The following is a 25,735-nucleotide window of genomic DNA, read 5'->3' on the forward strand; positions in this document are numbered from 1 at the left end:
CGGCGGTTGGCAAGTACCCCCAGCACCTGCGCCCAGGCCAGATGCATCAGGCTCGCCGGGCTGACACCCAACTGCCGCGCCTGCTCTCGCAGGCGCAGGGTCAATCCGGCATCGACGGCTTGCTGCGCCTCTTCAATGTCGCCGCCATCGCCTTGCACGTCGTGCAGGCCGAACGGCAGGGTCGGCTCGTCGATATCGCCGAGCATGTCGCGGAAGAACGTTTCGTGCTCCTGTTCGCTGGCACCGAGGCGCGCTTGCGCCACGTAGTTGCGGTACGGCATCGGCGTGCCGAGGCGGTCGGCCTGATCGAACATGAACGCGCGCATCTCTTGGCCCACTACCTCCATGGCGGTGTGGTCGAGAATCAAGTGCTGGAACAGGATGATCGCCACCACCCGTTGCTGCGCCGGGTCTTCGGCATAAACGATGCGCATCAACGGCGCCTGGCTCAAGTCGAGGCGGTTGTGGCGGGCATCGAAGCGCCCGTGCAGCTGCTCAAGGACGTCGCCCTGAGCCGGATCCAGCGGCACCGCCTGTACCACCAGCGGCGCCTCGCGCCACACCACCTGATGCGGACTCGGCAAGCCTTCCCAGACCACGCTGGTGCGCAGAATGTCGTGACGCGCGACGACCTGCTGCAAGGCTCGGCTGAAAGTGCGCAGACGCTCGACGCTGTCGAAGATCAGCCGCGATTGCAGCAGATACGGATCGCCCTGTTCGGCGCTCAGGTGGTGATAAAGAATGCCTTCCTGCAACGGCGCCAGCGGATAGATGTCCTGCACATTGGCCGCGCCACCGGGCACGGTGGCGACGATGCGCTCGATGCTCGCCTGATCGAGCTCGGTCAGGCTGAGCATGTCCGGGATGATGCGGGTGCAACCCGGCGGAATGCGGTTGGCCGGCACTTCGATTTCGCGACCGCTGCCCACAGCGGCGGCCAGTGCAGCGAGGGTCGGCTGATTGAACAACACGCGCACGTCAGCCGCGAGGTCGATCTGGCGCATGCGTTCGATCAGGCTCACCGCCAGCAGCGAATGCCCGCCCAGTTCGAAGAAGTTGTCGTGACGCCCGACGCGCTCGACGTTCAGCACGTCGATCCAGATCTGCGCCAGCGCGGTTTCCACCGCACCTTGTGGCGCTTCATATTCGCGGCTGAGCCACGCGCCCTGCTCCGGTTGCGGCAAGGCCTTGCGGTCGATCTTGCCGTTGGCGGTCAACGGCAGCGCATCGAGACGTACGTATGCCGCCGGCAGCAGCGCATCCGGCAAGCGTGCCTGCAAATGCGTGTGCAACTGCTGAATATCGACCGCCGTGCGCTCGGTGAACCACGCAATCAGCCGTCCATCGCGAACCAGTACCACCGCCTCCCGCAGCGCCGCGTGGCTGCCGAGCGCGGCTTCGATTTCACCGAGTTCGATACGCACGCCACGCAGTTTGACCTGATCGTCTTTGCGCCCCAGGTACTCGAGGTTGCCGTCGGCCAGCCAACGCGCCTGATCGCCGGTACGGTACATGCGCGCCTGCGGCTCGTCGCTGAACGGATCGAACAGGAACTGCGCAGCGCTCAGCTCCGGGCGATTCAGATAGCCGCGCGCCACGCCCGCGCCGCCGACATACAACTCGCCCGCCACCCCCACCGGCACCGGGTGCTGCTCAGCGTCCAGCACATAGACTTTGGCGTTAGCAATCGGGCGGCCGATATGCAGCGGCTTTTCCGGTTCGACCCGGCCCGAGGTGGCGACCACCGTCGCTTCAGTCGGGCCATAGTTGTTGATCACCTCGAAGGTTTGCGCACGGTTGAACTGACGCAGTCGGTCGCCGCCGATCAGCAGCGTGCGCAAGGTCGGGTGCTGCAATTGCCGGCTGAACGCGTATTCGGCCACGGGCGTCGGCAGGAAGCTGACCTGCAACGGCTGCGCGCACCACCAGTCGAGCAACTCGTCGAGGTGCTCGTTGCGGATCGACGGCGGCGGCAGGTGCAAGGTCGCGCCAACACACAGCGCCGGCCAGACTTCCCAGGCCATCGCATCGAAACCGAAGCCGGCGACACTCGCGGTCTGGCTGCCGGTCTGCAAATCAAAGGCTTCAGCGTGCCAGTGCACGAGGTTTTCCAGGGTCGCGTGCTCGACCATCACCCCTTTCGGTTGGCCGGTGGAACCGGAGGTGTAGATCACGTAAGCCAGATGGTTCGGCGTCAATGCCGGCACCTGCGGATTGGCATCCGAGAGGTGCTGCCAGAGGTCGTTGTCCAGATCGACGACCGGCACGCCACCGAGCAGATCGCGAGTCGAGGCCTGCGCCACGACCGCCACCGGGGCGCAGTCCTGCAACAGATAGGCGATGCGTTCCGGCGGATACGCCGGATCGACCGGCACATAACCGGCGCCGGCCTTGAGGATCGCCAGCAGCGCCACCAGCATGTCCGGACTGCGCCGGGCGCACAGGGCGACCCGGTCATCGGGCTGCACGCCAAGGCCTATCAGGTGATGCGCCAGACGATTGGCCCGCTGATTGAGTTCGCCATAGCGCAACTGCTGCGCACCTTGCACCGCCGCCAACGCTGCAGGGTGCGCGGCCGCCCGGGCCTCGAACAAACGCTGCACGGTTTGTGCCGGCGGGAAGTCGCGACCGCTGATGTTAAAGCCGACCAGGACCCGCTGGCGTTCGCTCGGCGACAGCACCGAGATCTGCCGCAGCGGCGTGGCCGGATTGTGCTCCAGCGCCGTCAGCAGATTGTGCAGCGCGGTCTGCAGGTAATCGCAGACCCGCGCACCATCTACCTGCGGCACCGCCTGCACGCTCAGGCGGAAACCGGTGCCGAGGTCATCGACGCTGACCACCAGCGGATAGTTGCTGCGCTCGCGCGAGCTGAGAATCTCGATCCCGTCCCAGGTCACGCCTGCCGGTTCCGCCGCGCTATGGCGATAATTGAGCAAGCTGCTGAACAGCGGCAGCGACGCCGCCACACCGCTGCAACGCTGGGCCAGCGACAGCGAGGCCTGCTCATGCGCCAGCAATTGCGCCAGACGCTCATGAGTAACGCGCACGCCTTGCTCTACCGAGGTAGCGCCAACACTGACCCGCAACGGCAAGGTGTTGATGAACATGCCGAGTGCGCGGTCGGCGCCCTCGCCGCCCTGCATGCGCCCGAGCAGCACGGTGCCGAATACCACATCCTCACGGCCCGAGACCTTTGCCAGCACCTGACCCCAGGCCTGGTGCACCAGACTCGCGGCGCTGATGCCGAGGCGCCGCGCCTGTTCGCGCAAGCGCTGGGCCACGCTCGAATCCAGCGCTTGCGCGCTCTCGACGCTGCTGCTGCCATCGCCATGCACGTCCTGCACACCGAAGGCCACGGTCGGCTCGTCGATGTCGCCGAGCATGTCGCGGAAGAACGCTTCGTGCGCTTGGGTATCGGCATGCTGTTGCGCCTGCGCCACGTAGTTGCGGTACTGCACCGGCGCCGGCAGATCGACACCGCTCGGTTGCAGACTGTCGTTCATTTCCGCGAGCAGCACTTCCAATGCAGTGTGATCGAGGACGATGTGGTGCAGCAACAGGATGCCGACCCAGCGCTGCTGTGCACGGTCTTCGGTGTAGGCCAGACGCATCAGCGGCGCGCGGCGCAGGTCGAGGCGGTAGTGCCGTGGATCGAACCGCGCCTGCATCTGCGCCAGCACATCGCCTTCCAGCAGGTCGGCGTCGATCCGCTCCAGTGCCAGCGGCGCCTCGCGCCAGACCACTTGCACCGGCTCCTCAAGCCCTTCCCAGAACACGCTGGTGCGCAGGATGTCGTGGCGCGCGATCACCGCGTTCAGCGCGCGGACAAAGGCCTTGATCTGCGCCAGTCCGGCGAAGGCAAATTGCGCCTGCAACACGTAGGGGTCACCGGCGCTGGTCGCCAGATGGTGGTAGAGAATCCCCGCCTGCAACGGTGCCAGACCGTAAATGTCCTGCACATTGCCGACGCCGCCGGGCACGCTGGCGACCACGCGGTCGATGGCGGCCTGATCCAGCGTGGCCAGCGGCAGCATGTCCGGGGTGATCCGCGTGCAATCGATAGCGATCAGATTGTCCGGCACCCGCAGGGCGTGACGGTGACTCAGGGTCGCCGCCAGCGCCGCGACGCTCGGCTGGCCGAACAGCACGCGCACGTCGCACTGCAAGTCGTGCTGACGCATGCGTTCGATCAGTTTCACCGCCAACAGCGAATGGCCGCCAAGCTCGAAGAAGTTGTCGTGTCGCCCGACCTGTTCAACCCCGAGCAAGGTCTGCCAGATGCCGGCGATCAGGGTTTCAACTTCCCCCACTGGGGCTTCGAAACCCCGACGGGCAAAGGCATCGCTGTCCGGTTGTGGCAAGGCTTTGCGATCAAGCTTGCCATTGGTGGTCAGCGGCAATGCGTCGAGGCGCACAAACGCACTCGGCACCATGTAGTCGGCCAGCGATTGCAACAACGCGTCGCGCAGTTGCGCGGCGCTCGGTTCAGTGCCTTCGGCGGCCAGCCAGTAGGCGACCAGACGCTTGTCACCGGGACTGTCTTCACGAGCGATTACCAGCGCTTCGCGCACACCGGCGCAGGCGGCGAGGCGAGCTTCAATTTCACCGAGCTCAATGCGGAAACCACGGATTTTCACTTGATCGTCGTTGCGCCCCAGGTAGTCGAGGCTGCCATCCGCTGACCAGCGCGCGAGGTCACCGGTCTTGTACAGGCGCGCTGCAGCACGGCCGCTGAACGGGTCGGCGATAAAGCGTTCAGCAGTCAGGGCTTCGCGGTTGAGGTAACCCCGGGCAACCCCGGCGCCACCGACGTACAACTCGCCGATCACGCCGACCGGTACCGGTTCGCGCTGCGCGTCGAGCACGTACAGTTGCAGGTCGGGAATGCCCACACCGATCGGGCTGCGCCCGACCAGTTGCGCGTCCGCTGCTTCCAGTGGGCGATAGGTCACGTGCACCGTGGTTTCAGTGATGCCGTACATGTTCACCAGCCGCGTACCGGCATTGCCGAGCCGCGCGTACCACGGTTTGAGCAGGCCCGGCTCCAGGGCTTCGCCGCCGAAGATCACCTCGCGCAGCGAATGCTGCAACGGGCTGCGGCCCTGCGCGGCGATCAACTGGCGGAAGGCGCTCGGCGTTTGATTGAGCACGGTGACGCCAGTGCGGCACAGCAGCGCGTAGCAGTCGTCCGGCGAGCGGCTGACGGCCTGCGGCACCAGCAGCAACTGGCCGCCGAACGCCAGCGCGCCCCAGATTTCCCACACCGAGAAATCGAAGGCGAAGGAATGGAACAGCGCCCACACATCTTGCGGGTTGAAGTTGAACCAGTCGTGGGTCGCGGAAAACAGGCGCGTGACATTGTGGTGTTCGACCATCACGCCTTTGGGCAGCCCAGTGGAGCCCGAGGTGTAGATCACGTAGGCGAGATGACTCGGACTCAGCTCGGGAATCTGCGGATTGCTGCCGAGTTCAGCTTGCAATTGCACACTGTCCAGATCGATGCTCGGCACGGCGAGCGCGCCAACCCGGTCCAGCGTATCGGCCTGGGTCAGCACCGCCACCGGGGCGCTGTCCTGCAAGGTGTAGGCAATGCGCTCCAGTGGATACGCCGGGTCGATCGGCACGTAACCGGCGCCAGCCTTGAGGATACCGAGCAGGCCGATGATCATCTGCGGGCCGCGCTCGACGCAGATCGCCACGCGTTGATCCGGGCGAATCCCCAGCGCCAGCAGATGATGCGCAAGCTGGTTGGCGCGGCGATTGAGTTCGCCGTAGCTCAACGTCTGCTCCTCGAACAGCAGCGCTGTGGCCTCCGGGCGTGCCGCCGCATGCGCTTCGAACTGCTGATGGATCAACGGCGTTTGCGGGAACTGCGGCAACGGCGAGTTGACTCCGTGCAGCAGGTATTCGCGCTCGGCCGCTGGCAGAATATTCAGCTGGTGCAGCGGCGCATCCGGGTTCGATTGCAAGGCCTGTAGCAGGCTGTGCAACGCGGTGTGCAGGTAAGCGGCGATGCGTTCGGCACCCAGCGCCGCATCCGCCAGCGCGGTGATGCGCAAGTCTTCGCCGAGGTCGTCGATGTTGATCGTCAGCGGGTAGTTGGTGCGCTCGCGGGCGCCCAGCACTTGCACGCCAGGGGCCAGTTCGCTGACCTCGGCGATCTCTTCGCTGCTGCTGTGGCGATAGTTGAGGATCGCGCTGAACAACGGCGTCGGCACCGCCACCGCACTGCAACGTTGGGCCAGGGCCAGCGAGGTCTGTTCATGGCCGAGCAACGCGGTCAGGCGTCGATGGGTGGCCAGCACCCCGGCGCGCACGCCGTCCTGCCCGACATCCACCCGCAGCGGCAAGGTGTTGATGAACATCCCCAGCGCCTGTTCGCCGCCCTCACCCGCCTCCATCCGCCCCAGCAACACGGTGCCGAACACCACCGCCGTGCGCCCGGACAACTGGCCGAGCACCCGCGCCAGCGCCAGGTGCATCAGGCTGGCGACGCTGACGCCGAGCTGACGCGCCTGGCCGCGCAGTGGTCGGCTCAAATCGGCGTCGAGCATCAGCACGGCTTCTTCGATGTCCTGGCCGTCGCCCTGCACGTCCTGCAGACCACAAGGCAAGGTCGGCTCGTCGATATCGGCGAGCATCTCGCGAAAGAACGCTTCATGGGATTGCTCGTCCAGACCCATGCGCGCCTTGGCCAGGTGATCACGGTACGGCACCGGCGGTCCGACCCGCGCGGTCTGGCCGAGCAGGTGCGCGCGGGTTTCGCGGCGCACCACGTCGAGGGCGACGTGGTCCATGATCAGGTGATGGAACAGCAACAGCGCGACCACGCGCCCGTTGGCCGGGTCCATGGCGTACACCAGACGCAGCAGCGGCGCCTGCTGGATGTCGAGGCGGAAGTATCGTGGGTCGTGGCGCTCCAGCAGTTGCGCCAATGCATCCGCGCCCGGGTCGAGGGCGATTTCCTCGCAGTGCAGACGAGCCTGCCGCTGCACCACTTGCAGCGGTTCGTCCAGGCGTTCCCAGGCAAACGAGGTGCGCAGAATGTCGTGGCGTTCGATCATCCACTGCAACGCCTCGGCGAAGGCCTCCAGCCGTTCGCGGCTGTCGAAGGCAAACCGTGCTTGTGACACGTAAGGATCGCCGGCGGCTGCCGACAGGTGCAGGTAGAGCATGCCTTCCTGCAACGGCGCCAGCGGGTAAATGTCCTGCAAGTTGGCGGCGCCACCGGGCACCTTGGCCACCAGCCGGTCGATGGTCGGCTGATCCAGCGTCACCAGCGGCAGCATGTCCGGGGTGATGCGAAACGCCGGGCTCAGCCAGTCGCCACCATGACGGGCGACCAGTTCCAGCAGCTGCGCCTTGTGTTCGCTGAGGCTGTCCCACAACGCATCGTCCAGCGCGTCGTCGCTGCCCAGAATGACCAGGTCTTCATCTTCCTGTTGAAGGCGGATCGCATGGGTGGAAAGAACAGCCATCAGTTCGCTGAAATGCATGGGATAACCTGCTGTAAATACGAGAAAAAGGAGCGCGCAGCCGCGAGTCCGTGCCTGCTGCGCGCAGCCTGGAAAAGCTAAAACATCGGGGCTTGCGGGGCTGACATGGGAAGCGGGGACAAGCCGCCGGCTCGGGCGCCGCAATCCCCCCCTGTAGGAGCTGCCGCAGGCTGCGATCTTTTGATCTTGCTGTTAAAAGCCAAATCAAAAGATCGCAGCCTGCGGCAGCTCCTACAGGGTTCGGCGTCAGAGCCGGCGTTTGCGGGCCAGGCTCGGGATAGTGGTTGGCGGGATGAACACTTGCTGCGCCTCGGGTGTGGTGCTGAGCGCCAGCGCCGCCAGGGTCGGCTGACTGAACAGCGCCCGGGCGTCGGTGTGCAAACCGCTCTGGCGCATGCGCGCCACCAGACTCACCGCCAACAACGAGTGCCCGCCCAGTTCGAAGAAGTTGTCGTGACGACCGACCTGTTCGACGCCGAGCACCTCGCCCCAGATCCGCGCCAGCGTGGTTTCGACTTCGCCCTCGGGTGCCACGTATGGGCGATTGATGACGGCATCGGCCCCCGGCTCCGGCAAGGCTTTGCGATCGATCTTGTCGTTCGGTGTCAGTGGCAAGGCGTCGAGTCGCACGAACGCGCCCGGCACCATGTACTCGGGCAAACGCTCCAGCACATGCGCGCGCAGAGTTTCCAGTGACGGCGCGTCGATACCGGCGCGCACGGTGTACCAGGCCACCAGACGCTCATCTCGGACCATCACCACCGCCTCGCGAATCGCCGAATGCTCGATCAACCGTGCCTCGATTTCTCCCGGCTCCAGACGCAAGCCCCGCAGCTTGATCTGGAAGTCGTTGCGACCAAGGAATTCCAGCTCGCCGTGATTGTTGTAGCGCGCCAGATCGCCCGTTCGGTACAGGCGATCACCCGGCACAAACGGGCTGTCGATAAAACGCTCGGCCTGCACCTCCGGCAGCCCGTGATAGCCCCGCGCCACGCCGACGCCACCAATGTGCAACTCACCGCTGACGCCTTGCGGTACCGGTTGACCGTACGCATCGAGCACGTACAGCCGCGTGTTGCTCAAGGCTGTACCGATTGGCACCACGCTCTCCGGCACCGGCATGTCCGGTTCCAGCGTCCAGCCCGTGCTGTCCACAGTAGTTTCGGTCGGGCCATAAACGTTGTGCAACCGCACCCACGGCAGGCGATCACGCACTTGGCGGGCCAGCGCCGCGCTGAGTTCGCCGCCACCGTTGAGCACATCGGTCAGGCTGGTGCATTGCTCGACACCGTCCTGCTCGATGAACTGCTGCAGCAAGGCAGGCACAAACTTGACCACCGTCACCTGCTGCTCACGAATGGTCTGCACCACATACGCCGAATCGCGATTGCCGTCCGGCCGCGCCAGTATCAATCGCATCCCGGAACACAGCGGCCAGAAGATCTCCCACACCGAACTGTCGAAGCTGAACGGCGCCTTTTGCAGCAGCGCACCGTGTTCGGTCGGCGGACTGAGCTGCGAACCCCAATGCACCATGTTGCAGGCGCTGCGGTGTTCGATCATCACGCCTTTGGGCAACCCCGTAGAACCCGAGGTGTAGATCATGTAAGCGAGGTTCAAAGCACTCAGGCCCGGCACCTGCAGATTGTCTGACGGCTGCTGCTCCCAACTGCCGTGATCCAGATTGATCATCGTCACACCCGGCTCACCCAGCAATTGCCGCGTGGCGCCATGCATCAACAGTGCGACCGGCGCGCTGTCCTGCAGCATGTAGTTCAGGCGCTCCAGCGGATAGTCCGGATCCAGCGGCACATAGGCGCCGCCAGCCTTGAGAATCCCCAGCAGACCGATCACCAGATCCAGCCCGCGCTCGACACAGATCGCTACGCGCGAGTCCGGTTGAACGCCGAGTTCGCGCAGGTGATGGGCCAGACGATTGGCGCGCTGATTGAGCTCGAGGTAAGTCAGGGTTCCCTGCGCGGATTGCAGCGCGATGGCGTCTGGCTTACGCCGCACCTGTGCTTCGAACAACGCGTGCAGTGGCTGGTCCAGCGGACAATCGACCTCGGTGGCGTTGAACGTGATCAGCAAACGTTGCAACTCCTCGGCTCGCAGGATCGGCAAGCGGTTCAACAGTTGTTGCGGAGTCTGCTCCAAGGCCTGTACCAGGCCGCTCAACGCGGTTTGCATGTAGCCGCAAATCCGTTGCGCGCCGATCTGCGCCACGGCCCTGCCGGTGAGGCGCAAGCCGTTGCCGTAATCATCCACGCTCATGGTCAGCGGGTAATTGGTGCGCTCCTCGTTGGCTAGGGTTTCGATGCCTTGCCAGGCCTGACTGGACGGCTCCAGCAATTCAGATTCGTCACTGTGCCGGTAGTTGAGCAGCGCGCTGAACAACGGTGACGGCGAGGCGACGCCGCTGCAGCGCTGAGCCAGTGCCAGCGACGCGTGCTCATGGCCGAGCAGCGCGGTCAGTCGCGCATGGGTGGCGCGCACGGCGTCGAGCACCCCGGCATCGACATCGATGCGCAACGGCAAGCTGTTGATGAACACGCCCAAAGCGCGGTCAGCGCCCTCGCCGCCTTGCATGCGCCCCATCAGCACCGTGCCGAACACCACACGCTGCTGGCCGGACGTCGCCGCCAGCACCCGCGCCCACGCCAGATGGATCAGACTCGCCACGCTGCCCCCGGCCTGGCGTGCCTGGGTGCGCAAGCGCTGATAGACGTCAGCCGGCAGGGTCTGCTGCGCTTCGTCAATGCCGCGTCCGTCGCCCTGCACTTCCATCAGCCCGAATGGCAGGGTCGGCTCGTCGATGTCCGCCAGTTGCGCGCGGAAAAACGCCTCGTGTTCCTGCTCGCTGACGCCCAGCCGCGTTTGCGCCACGTAATTGCGATACGGCACTGGCGGCGCCAGCGCCACAGTGTGTCCGCACAGGCTGGCCTGCAGTTCGCCGCGCATCACTTCAAGGGCGATGTGGTCCATGGCCAGATGATGGAACAGCAGAATCCCCACCACCCGATCCAGCACCGGATCACGCGCATATACCAGACGCAGCAACGGCGCCTGGCTGACGTCGAGGCGATAACGCCGGGCGTTGAAACGCTCGTGCAACTGTTCAAGGATCGGCCCGTCACGCGGATCCAGCTCGACCTCCTGCAACGGCACAATCGCTTCACGCCACACCACTTGCACCGGGGTGGTCAGGCCTTCCCAGAGCACCGAAGTGCGCAGAATGTCATGGCGCGCCATGACCTCGCACAGCGCCGCAGCGAAGGCCTCGACGCGTTCAAGACTGTCGAACGCCAGTTGCGACTGCAGCAGGTACGGATCGCCCTGCGCGGCAGTGATGTGGTGGTAGAGAATCCCCTCCTGCAACGGTGCCAGCGGGTAGATGTCCTGCACATTGGCGGCGCCACCCGGAACGCTGGCGACGATCCGCTCGATGTCCATCTGCTGCAGTTGTACCAGCGGCAACATCGCCGGCGTGATGTGCGTGCAATCGGCGGCGATGCGGTTGGCCGGCACTTCGATTTCCCGACCGCTGCCGACCGAAGCGGCCAGTGCAGCGAGCGTCGGCTGGCTGAACAGCACGCGCACGTCGCTGCTCAGATCGAGCTGACGCATGCGTTCGATCAGCATCACCGCCAGCAACGAATGCCCACCCAGCTCGAAGAAGTGATCGTGACGCCCGACCCGCTCCACTTGCAGGACTTCGGCCCAGATCTGCGCCAGGGCGATTTCGACCTCGCCTCGCGGTGCCTCGTATTCGCGGCGAATCAAATCCTCTGCCCCGGGCGCGGGCAGCGCTTTGCGATCAACCTTGCCGTTGGCGGTCAGCGGCAGCGCCGGCAGACGTACGTAGGCGTTCGGCAGCATGGCGCTGCTCAGGCGGGTTTTCAGGTGTGCGTGCAGTTCATTGATGTTCAACGGCACCCGCTCGGTGAACCAGGCCAACAATTGTCCGTCGCGCACCAGCACCACCGCTTCGCGCACCGCTGGATGGCTGGTGAGTGCGCTTTCGATTTCCCCCGGTTCGATGCGCACCCCACGGATTTTCACCTGATCGTCATTGCGCCCCAGGTATTCCAGATTGCCATCAGCGCGCCAGCGTGCGAGATCGCCAGTGCGATACATGCGCGCCCCCGGTTCAGCACTGAACGGATCACGCAGAAACTTTTCGGCGCTCAGGTCGGCGCGGTTCAGGTAACCGCGCGCCACCCCGGCCCCGCCGATGTACAACTCGCCGCTCACGCCCAGCGGCACCGGTTGCTGCTGTTCATCCAGCAGATACACCGTGGCATTGCTCACCGGTTTGCCGATGTGCAGCGCCTGCCCGGCGTCGATGCGACCCGAGGTCGCCACTACAGTGGCTTCGGTCGGCCCGTAGTTGTTGATCACTTCGAAGGATTGTTGACGCGGGAACTGGCGCAGGCGATCGCCACCGATCAGCAGCGTGCGCAACGTCGAGTGAGCGAGTTGGCGGCTGAACGCGTATTCGGCGATGGGGGTCGGCAAAAAGCTCACCTCCAGCGGCTGCGCACGCCACCAGTCGAGCAGCGCATCGATGTCTTCGCTGCCCTCGCTGACCGGCGCCAGGTGCAGGGTCGCGCCCACGCACAGCGCCGGCCAGACTTCCCAGGCCATCGCGTCGAAACCGAAGCCGGCCAGGCTCGAGGTATGGCTGCCGGCGCGCAGGTCGAAAACGTCAGCGTGCCAATCGACCAGATTGCACAGGGTGCGATGCTCGACCATCACCCCCTTGGGCAGGCCGGTTGAACCAGAGGTGTAAATCACATAAGCGAGGTTGGCCGGGGTCAGCCCCGGCACCTTCGGCGCGTCGACCCGGCCAGCCGACCAACTCGGCTGATCCAGCTCGATCACCGGCACCGACAACGCCGGCAAATGCCCGCGCAGCGCACGCTGGGTCAGCACCGCGATAGGCGCGCTGTCCTCCAGCAGATAGCTCAGGCGCTCGGCCGGATGCGCCGGATCCAGCGGAACATAAGCGGCGCCAGCCTTGAGAATCGCCAACAACCCGACCAGTGTGTCGAGCCCGCGCCGGGCGATGATCGCCACCCGGTCATCCGGGCGCACACCGAGGTCGAGCAGATGATGAGCGAGCGCATTGGCACGTTGATTGAGTTCGGCATAGCTCAGGCATTGCCCTTGAGCAACCGCCGCCAGCGCCTGCGGCCGCAGCATCGCCTGCGCTTCGATACGCTGCGCAAGGGTGGCCGGCGCCGGGTAGTCCACCCGCGTGGCATTCCACTGTTGCAGCAGCGCGGTTTCCTCGGGCGTGCTCAGGTCGAAATCCGCCACCGGCAGGTTCACCGCCTCCAGCCCCTGCTCCAGAATCAACAACCAGCGTTCCGCCAGAGCCTTGACTTGATCGGCGCTGAAATATGCCTCGCTGTAGATCAGGTACAGGCGCGCGTCGTCGTTGGCAAGACTGCTCAGCAGGTGCACCGCCAGCGGCGTGGCCTCCTCGACGTTCGAGGCCTTGATGATCCGTCCCGATGCCTCGCCGTAGCGATAATCGTGAGTGCCCTGTTCGTAGGAAACCGTGACCTCGAACAGCTGCGAGCGCTCTTCGCGCAGCAAACCCAGCGCGCGGTTCATTTCACTCACGGGGAAGCGCTGATGGCGGAAATCCTTGCGCAGCTCATCACGGATCGCGCGCACCAGTTCAGCGAAGGTAGATTCGCGACCGAAACCCATGCGTACCGCGCTGACCTGGGCGAACAGCCCGAGGGTGGATTTGAAGCGCGCGCCGGAGCGGTTGAGAATCGGCAACCCCACCACCCATTCGTCACGCTGCGTGCTGCGACTGAAGTAGACATGCAGCGCCGCCAGCAGCACATGGAACGCCGAGGCACCGTACGCCCGGGCCACCTGCTTCATGCGCTCGTGCAGCAGCGTCGGCAAGGGCTGCGTGTAGACCTGCGTCTGTGCGGCGGGGCTGGTCTGGCGCTGCGGGTGCCGCGGCAGCAACAGCGGTTCGGGCATTTGTCGGTACTTGTCCAGCCAGTACGCGCGATCCTGCGCATAACGCGGCGACGCTTGGTAGCGCGCATTGTCTTCGATGAAGTCGATGTACGACGGCGCCGCGACTGGTGCCGGTTGGCCGTGCGCCAGCGCGTTATAGATCTCGTCCAGCGACTTGAACATTTCGCCAAAGCTCCAGCCATCGAAGATCAAGTGATGAGCCTGCACGGCTAACCAATGTCGCTGGTCATCGAGGTGGATCAACTGAAAGCGGAACAGGCAGCCGCCGTCCAGCACGAAGGGTTGATCGATGCGCGCCTGAACCAATCGCCGCGCCGCCGATTCAGGCTCGCCGTGCGTCGACACATCGTGGATCGGCATCGGCACCGCAACTGACCGGGCAAACTGCTGCAGCGGCAAGCCTGTTGCACCGGTGCCGGGCAACAGCACCGTGCGCATTGCGTCATGCCGGGCCACCAGCGCTTCCAGCGCGGCCTGCATCCGGGCCGGCTCCAACGGGCCACTGAGGTCCATGTAGCCGCCGATGTTATACAGCGGCGAATCACCGCGACTCAGCTGATCCAGCCAGATATCCAACTGCGCAGCGGTCAGCGGATACGTCTGGAGCGATGCGGACGGCGTGGCCACCGCAGGGGCGGAAATAGGCGGCATAAGATCCTTCTCAGGTGATTTTGCGCCTATTCAAGCATCGGCCCCGAGGCCGACATGACACCTGAAACCCGGACAACCTCGTCCCCCCTGCCGGCCAGCCAACGCTTGAACAGCCGGATTGGGTGGGAACCTACTAAAAGTTTGGAGAGGAAATACTGAAATTCTTGTAGGAAAAATGCCACACGCTGACGCCGCCATCGACCAGCGCAGTCAGCACATGAAAAGGTAACTGCCCCGGTTTTCAAGCCTTTGCCGTGACCGAACAGTCACGCAAAGCGCGACCTCTGTACCTGGCAGCGTCAGAAGCCCGGCGCCAACTTTCAGAAATGATGGCACTTTGTGTCCCTGTTTTCCCCTACAGACGTAGGACAAATCCATAGGCTTAAATCCCGCCCCAGATCAGTTTCAAGGAGAGACGATTGCGTGGGCGGCTTTTGCATCAACAGCGGACGACTCGGTGATGACTCGGAACCAGGGATGACAAGGATATGAATCTGACCGGCAGCATTCGCAACATGGAAAACCCGCACTTCTACTGGCAACTGGGGGAACTGATTGCCAGCACCGGCGATGATCATTTCGCCAATAACCTGTTCCAGTTGGTCGACACCCTGGTGCCGGTCAATCGCGTCGATCTCAGCGAGTGGACGCTGGACGAACGTCAGGCCAGCGTGGTCGAGATCAAGGCGCTGGGCAGCGCCGGCCTGCCGCAGACCTTTCCGCCGCCAGACCCGTTGACGAGTCCGGACGATCATCCGCTCTTGCAGAAGATGATCGAGATGAATGATTCCCTGCTGATTCAACTCAAAGCCTCACTCCAGCCCCGCCATCCGCAGCACAGCGTGCACCAGTGCAATCTGGTGTCGCGCACCTCCAACCGCCGTTGTGTCATCTCGTTCTACCGACCGCATACGCAACGGGTGTTTTCCCTGCCGGAGCTGTCGTTTCTCAAAAGCCTGTCCGACACCCTGTTGCCGCTGATTGAACGGCACGCGCAACTCAGTCGACAGATCGTCGCCAAACAACCGCGCCTGCCTCTGGCCGATCTGGAACAGGCGCCGTTGCAGCAGGTGTTCGACGAGCGCCTGGCGCTGGGCGCCATTGTGCTGTCGGCCCGGGAAAAGGAAGTCTGCCTCGGGCTGCTGACCGGCGGCACCGTGCCGCAACTGGCCGAGCAGCTACGGGTCAAGAGCAGTTCGGTCGAGACCTACCTCAAGCGTGCCACCGCCAAACTGGGCGTCAGCGGACGGCATGGCCTGGCGCGCTGGATGGCAGGGGCATAACGGCGAAGTCAGGCTTCAACGGTGTTCGCGAGGGGTGTGGAGACTGAGTCCCCCGGCACGTATTTTTTCTGCATGAGAGCGTTCGATGTTGCGCATGTCCCTGCTGTCCCTCGCCGTCCTGTTGGCCGGTTGTTCGTTGATTCCCGAGTACCAGCGCCCTGCCTCACCGAGCGCGGCGCAGTACCCGCAAGGTGCGGTTTACCCGACACAGACACCCGCCGCAGCGCGCACTGAAGACTGGCGCACGCTGTTCAACGACCCGGCGCTGCAACAGCTGATAGAAAGCGCGCTGGTGAACAATCGCGACCTGCGCGTGGCGGCGCTGAACGTCGAGGCGTTCCAGGCGCAGTACCGGATCCAGCGCGCCGATCTGCTGCCGGCGGTGTCGGCCAATGCCAGTGAGTCGCGCCAGCGCCTGCCGCCCAGCGTGACCCGCAGCAAAGCCATGATCAATTCGACCTATGCGGCGAATCTCGGCGTCAGTGCCTATGAGCTGGATTTTTTCGGCCGGGTGCGCAGCCTCAGCGAGCAGGCGCTGCAGACCTGGCTGGCGACCGAGCAGGCGCGGCGCAGTGCCGAGCTGAGTCTGGTGGCCAACGTCGCCAATGCCTACCTGACCTGGCGCGCCGATCAGGAGTTGCTCGAACTGACGCGCCAGACCCTCGTCGCCGATGAACAGAGCCTGCGCCTGACCACGCGCAACCGTGACGCCGGCAAGTCTTCGGCTCTGGAACAGGCGCAGGCCAAGACCAGCGTCGACAGTTCGCGAGCCAATCTGGCGCGCTACAAACGCCAGGTGGCGCAGGATCTCAACAGCCTGACGCTGTTGGTCGGCGCGCCAGTCCCCGAGCAACTGCCGGCGCAACCACTGGCCAGCGATCTGATCCGGCAACTGCCGGCCGGGTTGCCGTCGGATCTGCTGCAACGACGCCCGGACATTCTCCAGGCCGAGTACCAACTGAAGGCGGCCAACGCCAATATCGGCGCGGCGCGCGCGGCGTTTTTCCCCAGTGTCAGCCTGACCGCCAGTGCCGGCACCTCCAGCCGCGATCTGTCCGGGCTGTTCAGCGCCGGCTCGGGCGCCTGGACGTTCCAGCCGCAAATCAACCTGCCTATTTTCAATGCCGGCAGCCTGCGCGCGAGCCTGGATTATTCGAAATTGCAGAAAGACGTCGCAGTCGCCGAATACGAGAAATCGATTCAGACCGCGTTTCAGGAAGTCGCCAATGGCCTCGCGGCGCGCAGCACTTATCAGCAGCAATTGCAGGCACAACGCGATCTGGTGCGGGCCACTCAGGACTACTACAACCTGGCGCAGCATCGGTATCAGAATGGCGTCGACAGCAGCCTGACGTTTCTCGACGCACAGCGTTCGCTGTTCAGTTCACAGCAGGGGCTGATCACCGATCGGCTGGCGCAACTGGTGGCCGAGGTCAACCTGTACACCGCGCTGGGCGGCGGCTGGCGGGCCGATGAGGCGAATTTTCATTAGCCTCCCGTCACTTTTTCTTACACCTTTTGTCGCCAGATCCTGCGCCACGCGGCGATCCGTGGCCGGCGTCTGCCGTCAGTTTGGTATCATGCGCCGCTTTTACGGTTAACCCCCCGCCAGTCCTGCCGACTGACGGGCTGCAAAAGGCGGTATTAGATGACGGCTTTGTTGACTCGCCGCAAGGTGCTTGCGGGAATGGGCGTGCTGGGCCTGGGCCTGCTCGCCGGCTGCGACACCCGTGGCCAACTGTCGTACAAGTACGGCAAGGACCTGAGCGACAAGATCCTCGGGCGCACCTTCAAGCTGAAGAACACCGACGGCGAAACCATGACGCTGTCGAGCTTCCGCGGCATGATGCCGATGATCTTCTTCGGCTTCACCCAATGCCCGGCCGTGTGCCCGACAACCCTCGCCCGCGCCGCGCAAATCAAGAAGCTGATGGGCAAGGATGGCGACCGTCTGCAGGTGATCTTCATCACCCTCGACCCGGAACGCGACACGCCGCAGATCCTCGACAGCTACGTCAAAGCCTTCGACCCGAGTTTCGTCGCGCTGTACGGCACCGTCGAGGAAACCAAGGCCACCGCCAAGGAATTCGACGTGTTCTACGAGAAGGTCCCGGCGGGCGACACCTACACGATCTCCCACACGTCCACCAGTTACGTCTACGACTCGCGCGGCCAGTTGCGCCTGGGTCTGTCTGTATCGCTTTCGGCACAAGAGTGCACGGAAGATTTGCTCACCGTTATGGAGGTCTGCTGATGCGCCCCGTTTTGAACAACATCAAACGCGCCGTTCTCGCTGTGTCCCTGCTGGGCCTGGCTTTTCAGGCCAGCGCTCAGACCAAGGTCGACGACGCCTGGGTGCGTGCGACCGTACCGACCCAATCGGCCAGCGGTGCGTTCATGACCGTCACCGCCGACAGCGACAGCAAACTGCTGAGCGTGGCCTCGCCGGTGGCCAAAGATGTACAGATCCACGAAATGACCATGAAGAACGACGTGATGAGCATGGGCCCGGTCAAATCGGTCGACCTGCCGGCCGGCAAAGCGGTCAGCTTCGACCCGAACGGCTACCACGTGATGCTGATGGGCCTGACCGCTCAGCTCAAGGAAGGCGAAAGCGTGCCGCTGACCCTGACCGTGGAAAACGCCAAGGGCGAGAAACAGCCCGTCGAAGTCAAAGCCGAAGTCCGTGCGCTGACGCACATGGAAGGTCACGATCACAGCAAGATGCATTGATCTGACTGCGCGGCAATAAAAAAGGGGCGGCCTGATTGATGATCAGGTCGCCCCTTTTTATTGCGCAAGTCAGCCGCGTTTGCGAGCCAGTGCGTTGCGCACACTTTCTCTCGACATCCCCGAGCGCGGTGCCGCCGCAGTTTTCTCCACGGGCGCCGCAGCCAACTGCTGCTTGCGCTTCAACACCTGACTCCAGCGATAACCGAGATAACCGGCCGCCGCAAAGAACCCCAGCCAACCAGTGATCAGGTTGACCACTGTCCACAGCCCAAGGGTGATCAGTACGGTTTTCCAAGTGAACAGCTTCAGGCTGGCGCCGACAACATCCTCAGGCATCCACCAGCCGCTCACGCAAAAACTCGATGAAACGCTGGGTCTTGGCCGGCAACAAGCGGGTTTCCGTCAGTGCGTATACCGCAATTGAATTGGACTGCCACTGCGGCAACACCCGGCATAACGCGCCGCTGGCCAGATCTTCGGCGGCAATGCCTTCGGCCAACACGGCGATTCCCTGATCAAGCATGGCCAGGCGCCTGAGCATGCCGACACTGTTGAGCTGAAAGCGTCCGGCGATTTCGACTTCAATCGTCTCTCCGGCCGTAGACAGGATCCAGTTGTCCGGCCTTGGCGTGCGCAAACGCAAGCACTCGTGCTTCACCAGATCACTCGGTTGCCGCGGCGTACCAAAACGCTGCAGATACCCCGGTGATGCATACAACCCGCGTCGCAACGTGGTGAGCTTGCGGGCGATCAGATTGGACGTCGCCGGCTCACCCATGCGGATCACGACATCCACCGGCTCGCTGACCAGATCCACCTGGCGTGGCGTAAGGTCGAAATCGAAGCTGATGCCCGGGTAATTCCCGGCAAATTCGGCGATCAGCGGTGCCAGATAAACGTTAGCGAAATCCACCGGCATCGACACGCGCAACAGTCCACTGGGCTGCGCCAGCATTTCACCCAGTTGCTCGTGCGCCAGGCGCGCCTCCTCGACGATCCGCTTGCAGCGGTCAAAGTACAGCTGCCCGGCTTCAGTCAGTTCAAGCTTGCGCGTGGTGCGATGTAGCAAACGCAGGCCAATGGCCTTTTCAAGGCCGCTGATGCGCCGCGATAGAGTCGAATTGGGCATGCCCAGTGCCTCGGCCGCGCGACGAAAGCTGCGCACCTTCACTACCTCCACAAACAGCGCCATATCGTTCAAAAGCTCCACGGAAATTGCTCCATGAGTGGAATAGTCATTTCATCTTTAGCGGATTTATCCCGAAAACGGATTGATCAATGATAGCCACATCAATTACCGAGGAGCAGCAAAATGAGTTCGCTATTCACGCCCGTCCAGATGGGTCGCGTTGTACTTGAGAACCGTCTGGTGATGGCGCCGATGACTCGATCCCGTGCCGATGACGACGGCGTACCCAGTGATCTGGTCGCCACTTATTACACGCAGCGCGCCGGCGCCGGCCTGATCATCAGTGAAGGCGTGTATCCCCAGGGGACGGGTAAAGGCTACGTGCGTACTCCCGGGATCGAGACCGACGAACAGGTCAGCGCCTGGAAACAAGTCACCGACGCGGTGCATGCTCAAGGCGGCCGAATTTTCATGCAATTGATGCACAGCGGACGAATCTCCCATCCGTCGCTGCAACCCCGCGGCGCCCTGCCCCTGGCACCGTCGGCGATCAAACCGGCTGGTCAGACCTGGACCTCGAATGGCCTGCAAGACTTCGTCACGCCGCATGCACTGAGCGTGGTCGAAATTGCCGCAGTGGTTGAAGGCTACCGTCAGGCAGCTCGCCGGGCGATTGAGGCCGGTTTCGATGGTGTTGAAGTGCATGGGGCCTCCGGGTATCTGCCAGAGCAGTTTCTCTCCTCTGGCAGCAACCAGCGCAGTGATGAATATGGCGGCTCGGTGGAAAATCGCGCGCGGTTCCTCCTCGAAGTGCTGGCGGCAGTTGCCACGGAAATTGGCAGTGATCGCGTGGGCTTGAAAATCTCCCCCGAGATGAATTTCAACGACATCATCGATGCCGACCCACAAGCAACGTACACCTATCTGGTCGAGCACCTGCACAGTCTCGACCTTGCTTATCTGCACGTCGCCTTGTTTGGCGCCAAGACCGACTATCACGCGTTGCTGCGGCCACTCTTCGATGGTCGCTACCTGATCGGTGGAGGACTCGATCAAGCCGCCGCCCAGGCGTTGATCGAAAACGCACAAGCGGATGCTGTGGTGTTCGGCAGTGCGTTCCTTGCCAACCCGGATCTGCCCGAGCGTCTGCGTCTCGGTGCCGAACTCAATGCACCGGACAAAGACACGTTCTACACCCCGGGCGCCAAGGGCTATATCGACTATCCGACATTGAGCCAAGTGTAAGGAGTCTGCTATGTCCGCCCGCGCCTCCTTGAAGTCCATGCGTCACGGCAGCCATTTCCGTGCCTTTTCTCTGCACGGCGGGCAGCCGGATGTCAGCATCGACCCGTTTCTTGCCGTGGACCATGCGTGGATCAGCGGGCCGACGTTTGCGCCCCACCCACACGCTGGGTTCAGCGCGGTGTCGTATCTGTTTGCCGACTCGCAAACCGCAATCGACAACCGTGATTCGCTGGGCAACCGCAACTTGATTCGACCAGGTGGCCTGCACTGGACAGCCGCCGGCAAAGGCATCGTTCACGAAGAGGTCCCGAACGAAAGCGGCAAGACCGTACACATGCTGCAAATTTTCATCAATTTGCCGCTCGCATTTCAGGAGGCTGCGCCTTTTGCCCTCAGTCTTGCCCCTGAAGACGTGCCGGTCTTGCGTTTGCCGGGGGCCGAAATCCGGGTGCCACTGGGTGCCTTTCTCGACACCCGCTCGCCGCTGGATCTGCCGACCGACGTAAGCCTGCTCGATATCAGCATCAAGCCGAGGCACGAAGTGCGGATTCCCGTTGCCAGCGGCGAGTCGGCGTTCGTCATGCCAATCGACGGCGACATCTGGATCGACGACCAGCGTTTCACCATCGACAACGCGCAGGTACCCGTGAGCCTGGCCATCGGCGAAGCGCACAGCATCACCCTGCGGGCTACAGATGCACCCGCCCACGCCGTGGTGTTTCGTGGTGTGCCATTGCATCAACCGGTGTATTGGCAGGGGCCGCTGGCACTTGCCTCGTCAGACGCGCTGAGCCGGGCGGTTGCGGCCTATCAGCGCGGTGAGTTCGGAACTCTGCAACCCCGTTGAACCGTTCCATCGACCGGGGCGCCGTGCCCCGTAACATCTGCCAGGAGAGATACCATGAGTTACGAGAAATTCAGTGCCAATAATGCTGCCCTGCTGTTGATCGACCATCAGGTGGGCACCATGGGCTGGGTGAAATCCATTCCGTTCGAAGAACTCAAACGCAATGCCCTGATGCTCGCCAGAACCGCAAGCATTCTCAAACTGCCGGTGGTGCTGACGTCGAGTATGGAGGAATACGCTCAGGGTCCATTGCTCAGCGAACTTGAGACGATCCTGCCTGCCGAGTTCGCCGCACGAGTCAAACGCTTGGGCATCGTCAACGCCATGGATGATGAAAACTTTGCCGGCGCCGTCAAGGCGACCGGACGCAAGAAGCTGATTATTGCCGGGGTAACCAACGACGTCTGCACGGTATACCCGGCGTTGAGTCTGGTGCGCGACGGTTATGAAGTGCAGGTAATTGCCGATGGCGGCGGATCGCCGAGCGTCATGGCCGACGATATCGCCTTGCGCCGCATGGACAAAGGGGGGGTGACCCTGACCACGACCAATCAGTTGATCGCCGAACTGGCCGGCAGTTGGGCAACCCCTGAGGGTGGCCAACTGGTGCAGGTGTTGATGGAAGCCTTGCAGTCCTGATCACTCAACTCAGGCAGCCGCCGCTCGGCGGCTGTTTTTATGCATCAGCTCCCCGCGCCACCATGCGCCTCTTCAAAGAAGTAATCCTTCCAGCTGCCGGCCTTGTTCTTCAGCACGCCCAGTTCCTGCAATTTTTCGGCATAGATGAACGTGCGCTGCGGCACCACCGTGAAGTCGATTTCCGGATCGGTGACGATCTTCTCGACCAGCGCCAGCGGCAGCTTCGACTGTTCGACGCGGATGTACGCCTGGGCGGCGGCGGGTTTGTCGGCTTTGATTATTTTTTCCGCTTCGGCCAGCGCATCGTAGAACGCCTTGTAGGTCCTGGGATTGTCGTCGTGGAATTTTTCCGTGGTGTAGAGCACGTTGAAGGTGGCCTGACCACCGAGCACATCGTAGGAACTCAGCACTTTGTGCACGTTGGGGTTTTGCAGCGCCTGATACTGGAACGGCGGACTGGAGAAATGCGCGTTGATTTCCGACCCGCCGGCAATCAGCGCCGCCGTAGCGTCCGGATGCGGCAAGCTGAGCGAGATGTCGTCAAATTTCTTGTACTGGTTATTGCCGAATTCCCTGGCCGTTTCGATCTGCAGGGTCCGCGACTGGAAACCCACGCCCGCTGCGGGTACGGCGATGCGATCCTTGTCGCTGAAGTCCTTCAGGGTCTTGATGTCGGGGTTGTTGGTCAGCAAGTAATTGGGCATCGAGCCGAGCGAGGCAATGGCCTTGACGTTCTGTTTGTCGCGGGTGCGATCCCACACGGTAAGCATCGGTGGCACCCCGGCGGAGACCACGTCCAGCGCACCGGTCAGCAGTGCTTCGTTCATGGCTGTGGCGCCGGAGATGCTGTTCCAGTCGACCTTGATCTCCAGCCCCTGCGCCTTGCCGTGTTTTTCGATCAGTTGTTGATCACGGACCACATCGAGAATCAGATAACCGATGCCGAATTGCTGGGCGATGCTGATCTTGCCTTCGGCCTGCGCACCGCTGCTGAACAGCATGCTGCTCGCCAGAGATGCGGCCAACAGGGTCACCGCAGAATGTTTGAACGGTGTGGCCATGACAACCTCGCAGCAGGGGTGGATTTGGCTGAAAGGCCGAACTCTATCGCTATAAAAAACAGAAATTAAATACCGTTATCGAATATCCATAGCACGCTCGCATGGGCCGTCATGCGCTGATTTAAACAGCCTGAAACAATAAATCTGCCATCGGTTACACGCTGTGCGTCGACCGCTAGCGGGCTGACATCACCGCTGGTCACCGTCCTCAAGCCCTTTACCGCGCCTGCGCGAGCAGATCAGCCACGCGTTTAAAAGGGCGATCACACAGCCCACCCTTGGTATCATCGCGCACACTTTTATGACGGTTTGATGGCTGGAAGGTCTGTGTTTGTGAGCGTTCTTTTGCGTTGGTTGCGGCAGCCGCATGCCCGCCTGTTTTCCCTGATTCTGCTGGTACTGATCGTACCGGTGTGCCTGCGCGCGGCGTTGGGATGGTCGTCGCCGCTGGGCTATTTGTCCGACCTGGCGATTGGCAGTTTGCTGGTGATGTTGCTGCATCGCCGGGCGTGGTGGCTGGGGTTGCCGTTGCTGCTGTTCTGGGGGTTGCTGGCGGTGGCGACGGCGGAACTGGTCAGTGCTGTCGGCCGGCTGCCGAATCCTGCCGACCTGCATTACCTGATTGACCCGCAGTTCGTGGAAAACTCCACCGTTGGCGGCTTTGCCCATCCGGCGCTGGCTGTGGCGCTGTTGCTGGCGCTGCTGTTCTGGTTGCTGACGCGGTTCGCCAATCGCGCGCAACCCGCTGCTGCCCTGCCCCGTGCCGTGTGGGCCGCACCGGCGCTGCTGTTCGCCGCGCACTGGGGTGTGCAAAACCAGTGGCCGAGCGAGGAAGATCCGTGGCGCATGTACAACTTGCCGCATCAGTTGCTCGCCTCACAAGTCGCCGATCTGCAGTTGCAGGCCGAGGAATGGCTGGACGGTGACGCCGAACCCGCCGCGCCACAGATGGCCGGGCTGACCGATCTGGATCTCAATGGCCACAAATTGCTGGCCGCGCCGGGGCAGGCGCGCAACGTGCTGATCATCGCCCTGGAAGGCATTCCCGGCGCGTACATCCGCGCCAATCGCGAGGCCATCGGCAGCCATTATCAGGAAGACCTGATGCCCAATCTCAGCCGCTGGGCCGAGCGCGGCATGAACACCCCGGATTACGTGCTGCATACGCACCAGACCATTCGCGGCCTGTACGCCATGCTCTGCGGCGATTACGACAAGCTCAACAACGGCACGCCCAAAGGCGTGGAAATGCTCACCCAACAGGAGCGCAATCAGGCCTGCCTGCCGGCGCAATTGCGCCAGCACGGCTTCAGCACCCACTACCTGCAAGGCGCCGGTCTGCGCTTCATGGCCAAAGACAAGATCATGCCGCACATCGGTTTCGATGCGACCCACGGTCTGGAATGGTTCTCTAACGCCAACTATCTGGAGTTTCCGTGGGGCAAGGATGACAAGGCGTTCTTTGAAGGCGCGCTGGATTACGTTGGTCAACTGAAGCAGCAGAAGCAACCGTGGATGCTCACCCTGCTGACCGTTGGCACCCACCAGCCCTACTCCGCGCCGGAAGACTATCTGGCGCGCTACGAGACACCGAAGCAGGCCGCTGTCGGTTATCTCGACGATGCGCTGGGGCAGTTCCTCAGCGGCCTCGAACGCCAGGGCGTGCTCAAGGACACGCTGGTGGTGATCACCTCGGACGAATCCCACGGCATCGATGGTGTGCGTCTGGCGTCGTCGTGGGGCTTCAACCTGACGCTGGCACCGGAACATGAGCAACTGCCGCGACTGAATGCCGGGGTGTACGGACATGTCGACCTGAGCGCATCGATCCTCGATTATTTCGACTTGCCAGTGCCGACGGCGCTGAGCGGGCGCTCGCTGTTTCGCGACTACGACAGCGGGCGCGAAATCATGTCCTACACCAACGGCAAACTGCGCTACCACAATGGTCAGGGGATCTTCTCCGAGTGCGACATGCCGCGCCGTTGCCGCTACTACGAAAGCGCCGGGTTCATTGCCGAGCGTGCCACCTTCAAGGGCAATGAAAGCAGCCAGCAGGCCCGGCAGATTGCCGCGCGGGCCATGGCGCTGGACCTGTCGCTGCTGCGCACCCCGCTCAATCAGCGTTACCAGTTCGGCAGCAATAATGTCATCCCGCTGCAGGCGCAGATCAACGATGACTGGGCCGACAACCTGATCGGCGCGCAGTACCTGGAAATGCCCAAGGGCTCGCACACCCGCGTGCGCCTGACCGTGCGCTCGGTGGACCCGCAGCAGGCGGCGTACATTCAGCTCAAGGCCAAGGAGTTCGAACAGGACGTGCAACTGGGCCTGCCGACCGAGATGGTCGCCACGGCGGACCAGCCGCTGGAGATGGATTTCAGCTTCGACAACCCGCAACAGCGCAAGGCCTTCTCGTTCCATTTGCTGGGCTATGGATTGGGCGCGGTCGAGGTCACGGATTTCAGTGTGATCACCGAATTGCCGGGGCAGGAAGATCCGCTGGATGCGCTGCCGGAGGATGACACCGCACAATCAAGCTGATGCCCGTGCAGGTGCTGCCGCAGGCTGCGATCTTTTGATTTCGTTTTTTCAAGATCAAAAGATTTCAGCCTGCGGCAGCTCCGACAGGGGGGGCGAAG

The 25,735-nt window shown here is 63.1% G+C and carries 13 protein-coding genes (1 of these 13 cut by a window edge); 8 read left to right on the plus strand and 5 right to left on the minus strand.

What is annotated here, in order from left to right:
* Positions 1-7,496, minus strand: the 5' portion of a protein-coding gene (locus tag L6D63_RS07165; RefSeq protein WP_131671359.1) for a non-ribosomal peptide synthetase. The gene continues 5,518 nt to the left of window position 1, outside the view; the window shows 7,496 of its 13,014 coding nt (coding positions 1-7,496); it begins with the start codon at positions 7,494-7,496; its stop codon lies beyond the left edge, outside the window.
* Between the two features lie 246 nt (positions 7,497-7,742).
* Positions 7,743-14,156, minus strand: coding sequence for a non-ribosomal peptide synthetase (locus tag L6D63_RS07170; RefSeq protein WP_131671358.1), 6,414 nt, complete (start codon positions 14,154-14,156; stop codon positions 7,743-7,745).
* Between the two features lie 488 nt (positions 14,157-14,644).
* Here L6D63_RS07170 and L6D63_RS07175 point away from each other — a divergent pair, with 488 nt between their 5' ends.
* The 4 genes from L6D63_RS07175 to L6D63_RS07190 all read left to right on the plus strand — a co-directional run bounded on the left by L6D63_RS07175 (position 14,645) and on the right by L6D63_RS07190 (position 18,172).
* On the plus strand, positions 14,645-15,439 hold the full coding sequence (locus L6D63_RS07175; RefSeq protein ID WP_041067206.1) for a helix-turn-helix transcriptional regulator: 795 nt from the start codon (positions 14,645-14,647) through the stop codon (positions 15,437-15,439).
* A gap of 85 nt (positions 15,440-15,524) precedes the next feature.
* Positions 15,525-16,931, plus strand: coding sequence for an efflux transporter outer membrane subunit (locus tag L6D63_RS07180; RefSeq protein ID WP_276574649.1), 1,407 nt, complete (start codon positions 15,525-15,527; stop codon positions 16,929-16,931).
* 156 nt (positions 16,932-17,087) lie between these two features.
* Positions 17,088-17,693 carry an SCO family protein gene (locus L6D63_RS07185; RefSeq protein WP_041067212.1) on the plus strand — a complete coding sequence of 202 codons (606 nt, stop codon included), beginning with the start codon at positions 17,088-17,090 and terminating at the stop codon, positions 17,691-17,693.
* Positions 17,693-18,172 (plus strand): copper chaperone PCu(A)C, encoded by a 480-nt coding sequence (locus L6D63_RS07190; protein ID WP_131671357.1) that lies wholly within the window; start codon positions 17,693-17,695, stop codon positions 18,170-18,172. Before L6D63_RS07185 ends, L6D63_RS07190 begins: the two co-directional genes overlap by 1 nt.
* Positions 18,173-18,241: 69 nt before the next feature.
* Here L6D63_RS07190 and L6D63_RS07195 read toward each other — a convergent pair whose 3' ends face one another.
* Together L6D63_RS07195 and L6D63_RS07200 are read right to left on the minus strand one after the other, a co-directional pair.
* Positions 18,242-18,508 carry a hypothetical protein gene (locus tag L6D63_RS07195; RefSeq protein WP_236170297.1) on the minus strand — a complete coding sequence of 89 codons (267 nt, stop codon included), beginning with the start codon at positions 18,506-18,508 and terminating at the stop codon, positions 18,242-18,244.
* Positions 18,501-19,382 carry a LysR family transcriptional regulator gene (locus L6D63_RS07200; RefSeq protein WP_047293740.1) on the minus strand — a complete coding sequence of 294 codons (882 nt, stop codon included), beginning with the start codon at positions 19,380-19,382 and terminating at the stop codon, positions 18,501-18,503. Before L6D63_RS07200 ends, L6D63_RS07195 begins: the two co-directional genes overlap by 8 nt.
* Before the next feature lie 102 nt (positions 19,383-19,484).
* Between L6D63_RS07200 and L6D63_RS07205 the strand changes: the two genes are divergently transcribed.
* From L6D63_RS07205 to L6D63_RS07215, 3 genes are read left to right on the plus strand one after another with little or no spacing between them, the layout of a single operon-like run.
* On the plus strand, positions 19,485-20,546 hold the full coding sequence (locus L6D63_RS07205; RefSeq protein WP_086792781.1) for an alkene reductase: 1,062 nt from the start codon (positions 19,485-19,487) through the stop codon (positions 20,544-20,546).
* Positions 20,547-20,556: 10 nt separating this feature from the next.
* On the plus strand, positions 20,557-21,393 hold the full coding sequence (locus L6D63_RS07210) for a pirin family protein (RefSeq protein WP_047293736.1): 837 nt from the start codon (positions 20,557-20,559) through the stop codon (positions 21,391-21,393).
* A gap of 54 nt (positions 21,394-21,447) precedes the next feature.
* Positions 21,448-22,032, plus strand: a complete 585-nt coding sequence (locus tag L6D63_RS07215) for an isochorismatase family protein (RefSeq protein ID WP_236170298.1) — start codon at positions 21,448-21,450, stop codon at positions 22,030-22,032.
* A gap of 44 nt (positions 22,033-22,076) precedes the next feature.
* Here the strand turns inward: L6D63_RS07215 and L6D63_RS07220 are convergent, their stop codons facing one another.
* Positions 22,077-23,093 (minus strand): ABC transporter substrate-binding protein, encoded by a 1,017-nt coding sequence (locus tag L6D63_RS07220; RefSeq protein ID WP_131671356.1) that lies wholly within the window; start codon positions 23,091-23,093, stop codon positions 22,077-22,079.
* 312 nt (positions 23,094-23,405) lie between these two features.
* Here L6D63_RS07220 and L6D63_RS07225 point away from each other — a divergent pair, with 312 nt between their 5' ends.
* Positions 23,406-25,637, plus strand: coding sequence for an LTA synthase family protein (locus L6D63_RS07225; protein WP_131671355.1), 2,232 nt, complete (start codon positions 23,406-23,408; stop codon positions 25,635-25,637).
* Positions 25,638-25,735 lie beyond the last annotated feature (98 nt).

Origin of the sequence: Pseudomonas parakoreensis (genome assembly GCF_021602155.1) — a bacterium.
Lineage (GTDB): Bacteria > Pseudomonadota > Gammaproteobacteria > Pseudomonadales > Pseudomonadaceae > Aquipseudomonas > Aquipseudomonas parakoreensis.

Coding starts and splice junctions, on each gene's coding strand:
- L6D63_RS07170 (WP_131671358.1), bottom strand. CDS start 14,156: ATGCCGCCTATTTCCGCCCCTGCGGTGGCCACGCCGTCCGCATCGCTC.
- L6D63_RS07175 (WP_041067206.1), top strand. CDS start 14,645: ATGAATCTGACCGGCAGCATTCGCAACATGGAAAACCCGCACTTCTAC.
- L6D63_RS07180 (WP_276574649.1), top strand. CDS start 15,525: ATGTTGCGCATGTCCCTGCTGTCCCTCGCCGTCCTGTTGGCCGGTTGT.
- L6D63_RS07185 (WP_041067212.1), top strand. CDS start 17,088: ATGACGGCTTTGTTGACTCGCCGCAAGGTGCTTGCGGGAATGGGCGTG.
- L6D63_RS07190 (WP_131671357.1), top strand. CDS start 17,693: ATGCGCCCCGTTTTGAACAACATCAAACGCGCCGTTCTCGCTGTGTCC.
- L6D63_RS07195 (WP_236170297.1), bottom strand. CDS start 18,508: ATGCCTGAGGATGTTGTCGGCGCCAGCCTGAAGCTGTTCACTTGGAAA.
- L6D63_RS07205 (WP_086792781.1), top strand. CDS start 19,485: ATGAGTTCGCTATTCACGCCCGTCCAGATGGGTCGCGTTGTACTTGAG.
- L6D63_RS07210 (WP_047293736.1), top strand. CDS start 20,557: ATGTCCGCCCGCGCCTCCTTGAAGTCCATGCGTCACGGCAGCCATTTC.
- L6D63_RS07215 (WP_236170298.1), top strand. CDS start 21,448: ATGAGTTACGAGAAATTCAGTGCCAATAATGCTGCCCTGCTGTTGATC.
- L6D63_RS07220 (WP_131671356.1), bottom strand. CDS start 23,093: ATGGCCACACCGTTCAAACATTCTGCGGTGACCCTGTTGGCCGCATCT.
- L6D63_RS07225 (WP_131671355.1), top strand. CDS start 23,406: ATGGCTGGAAGGTCTGTGTTTGTGAGCGTTCTTTTGCGTTGGTTGCGG.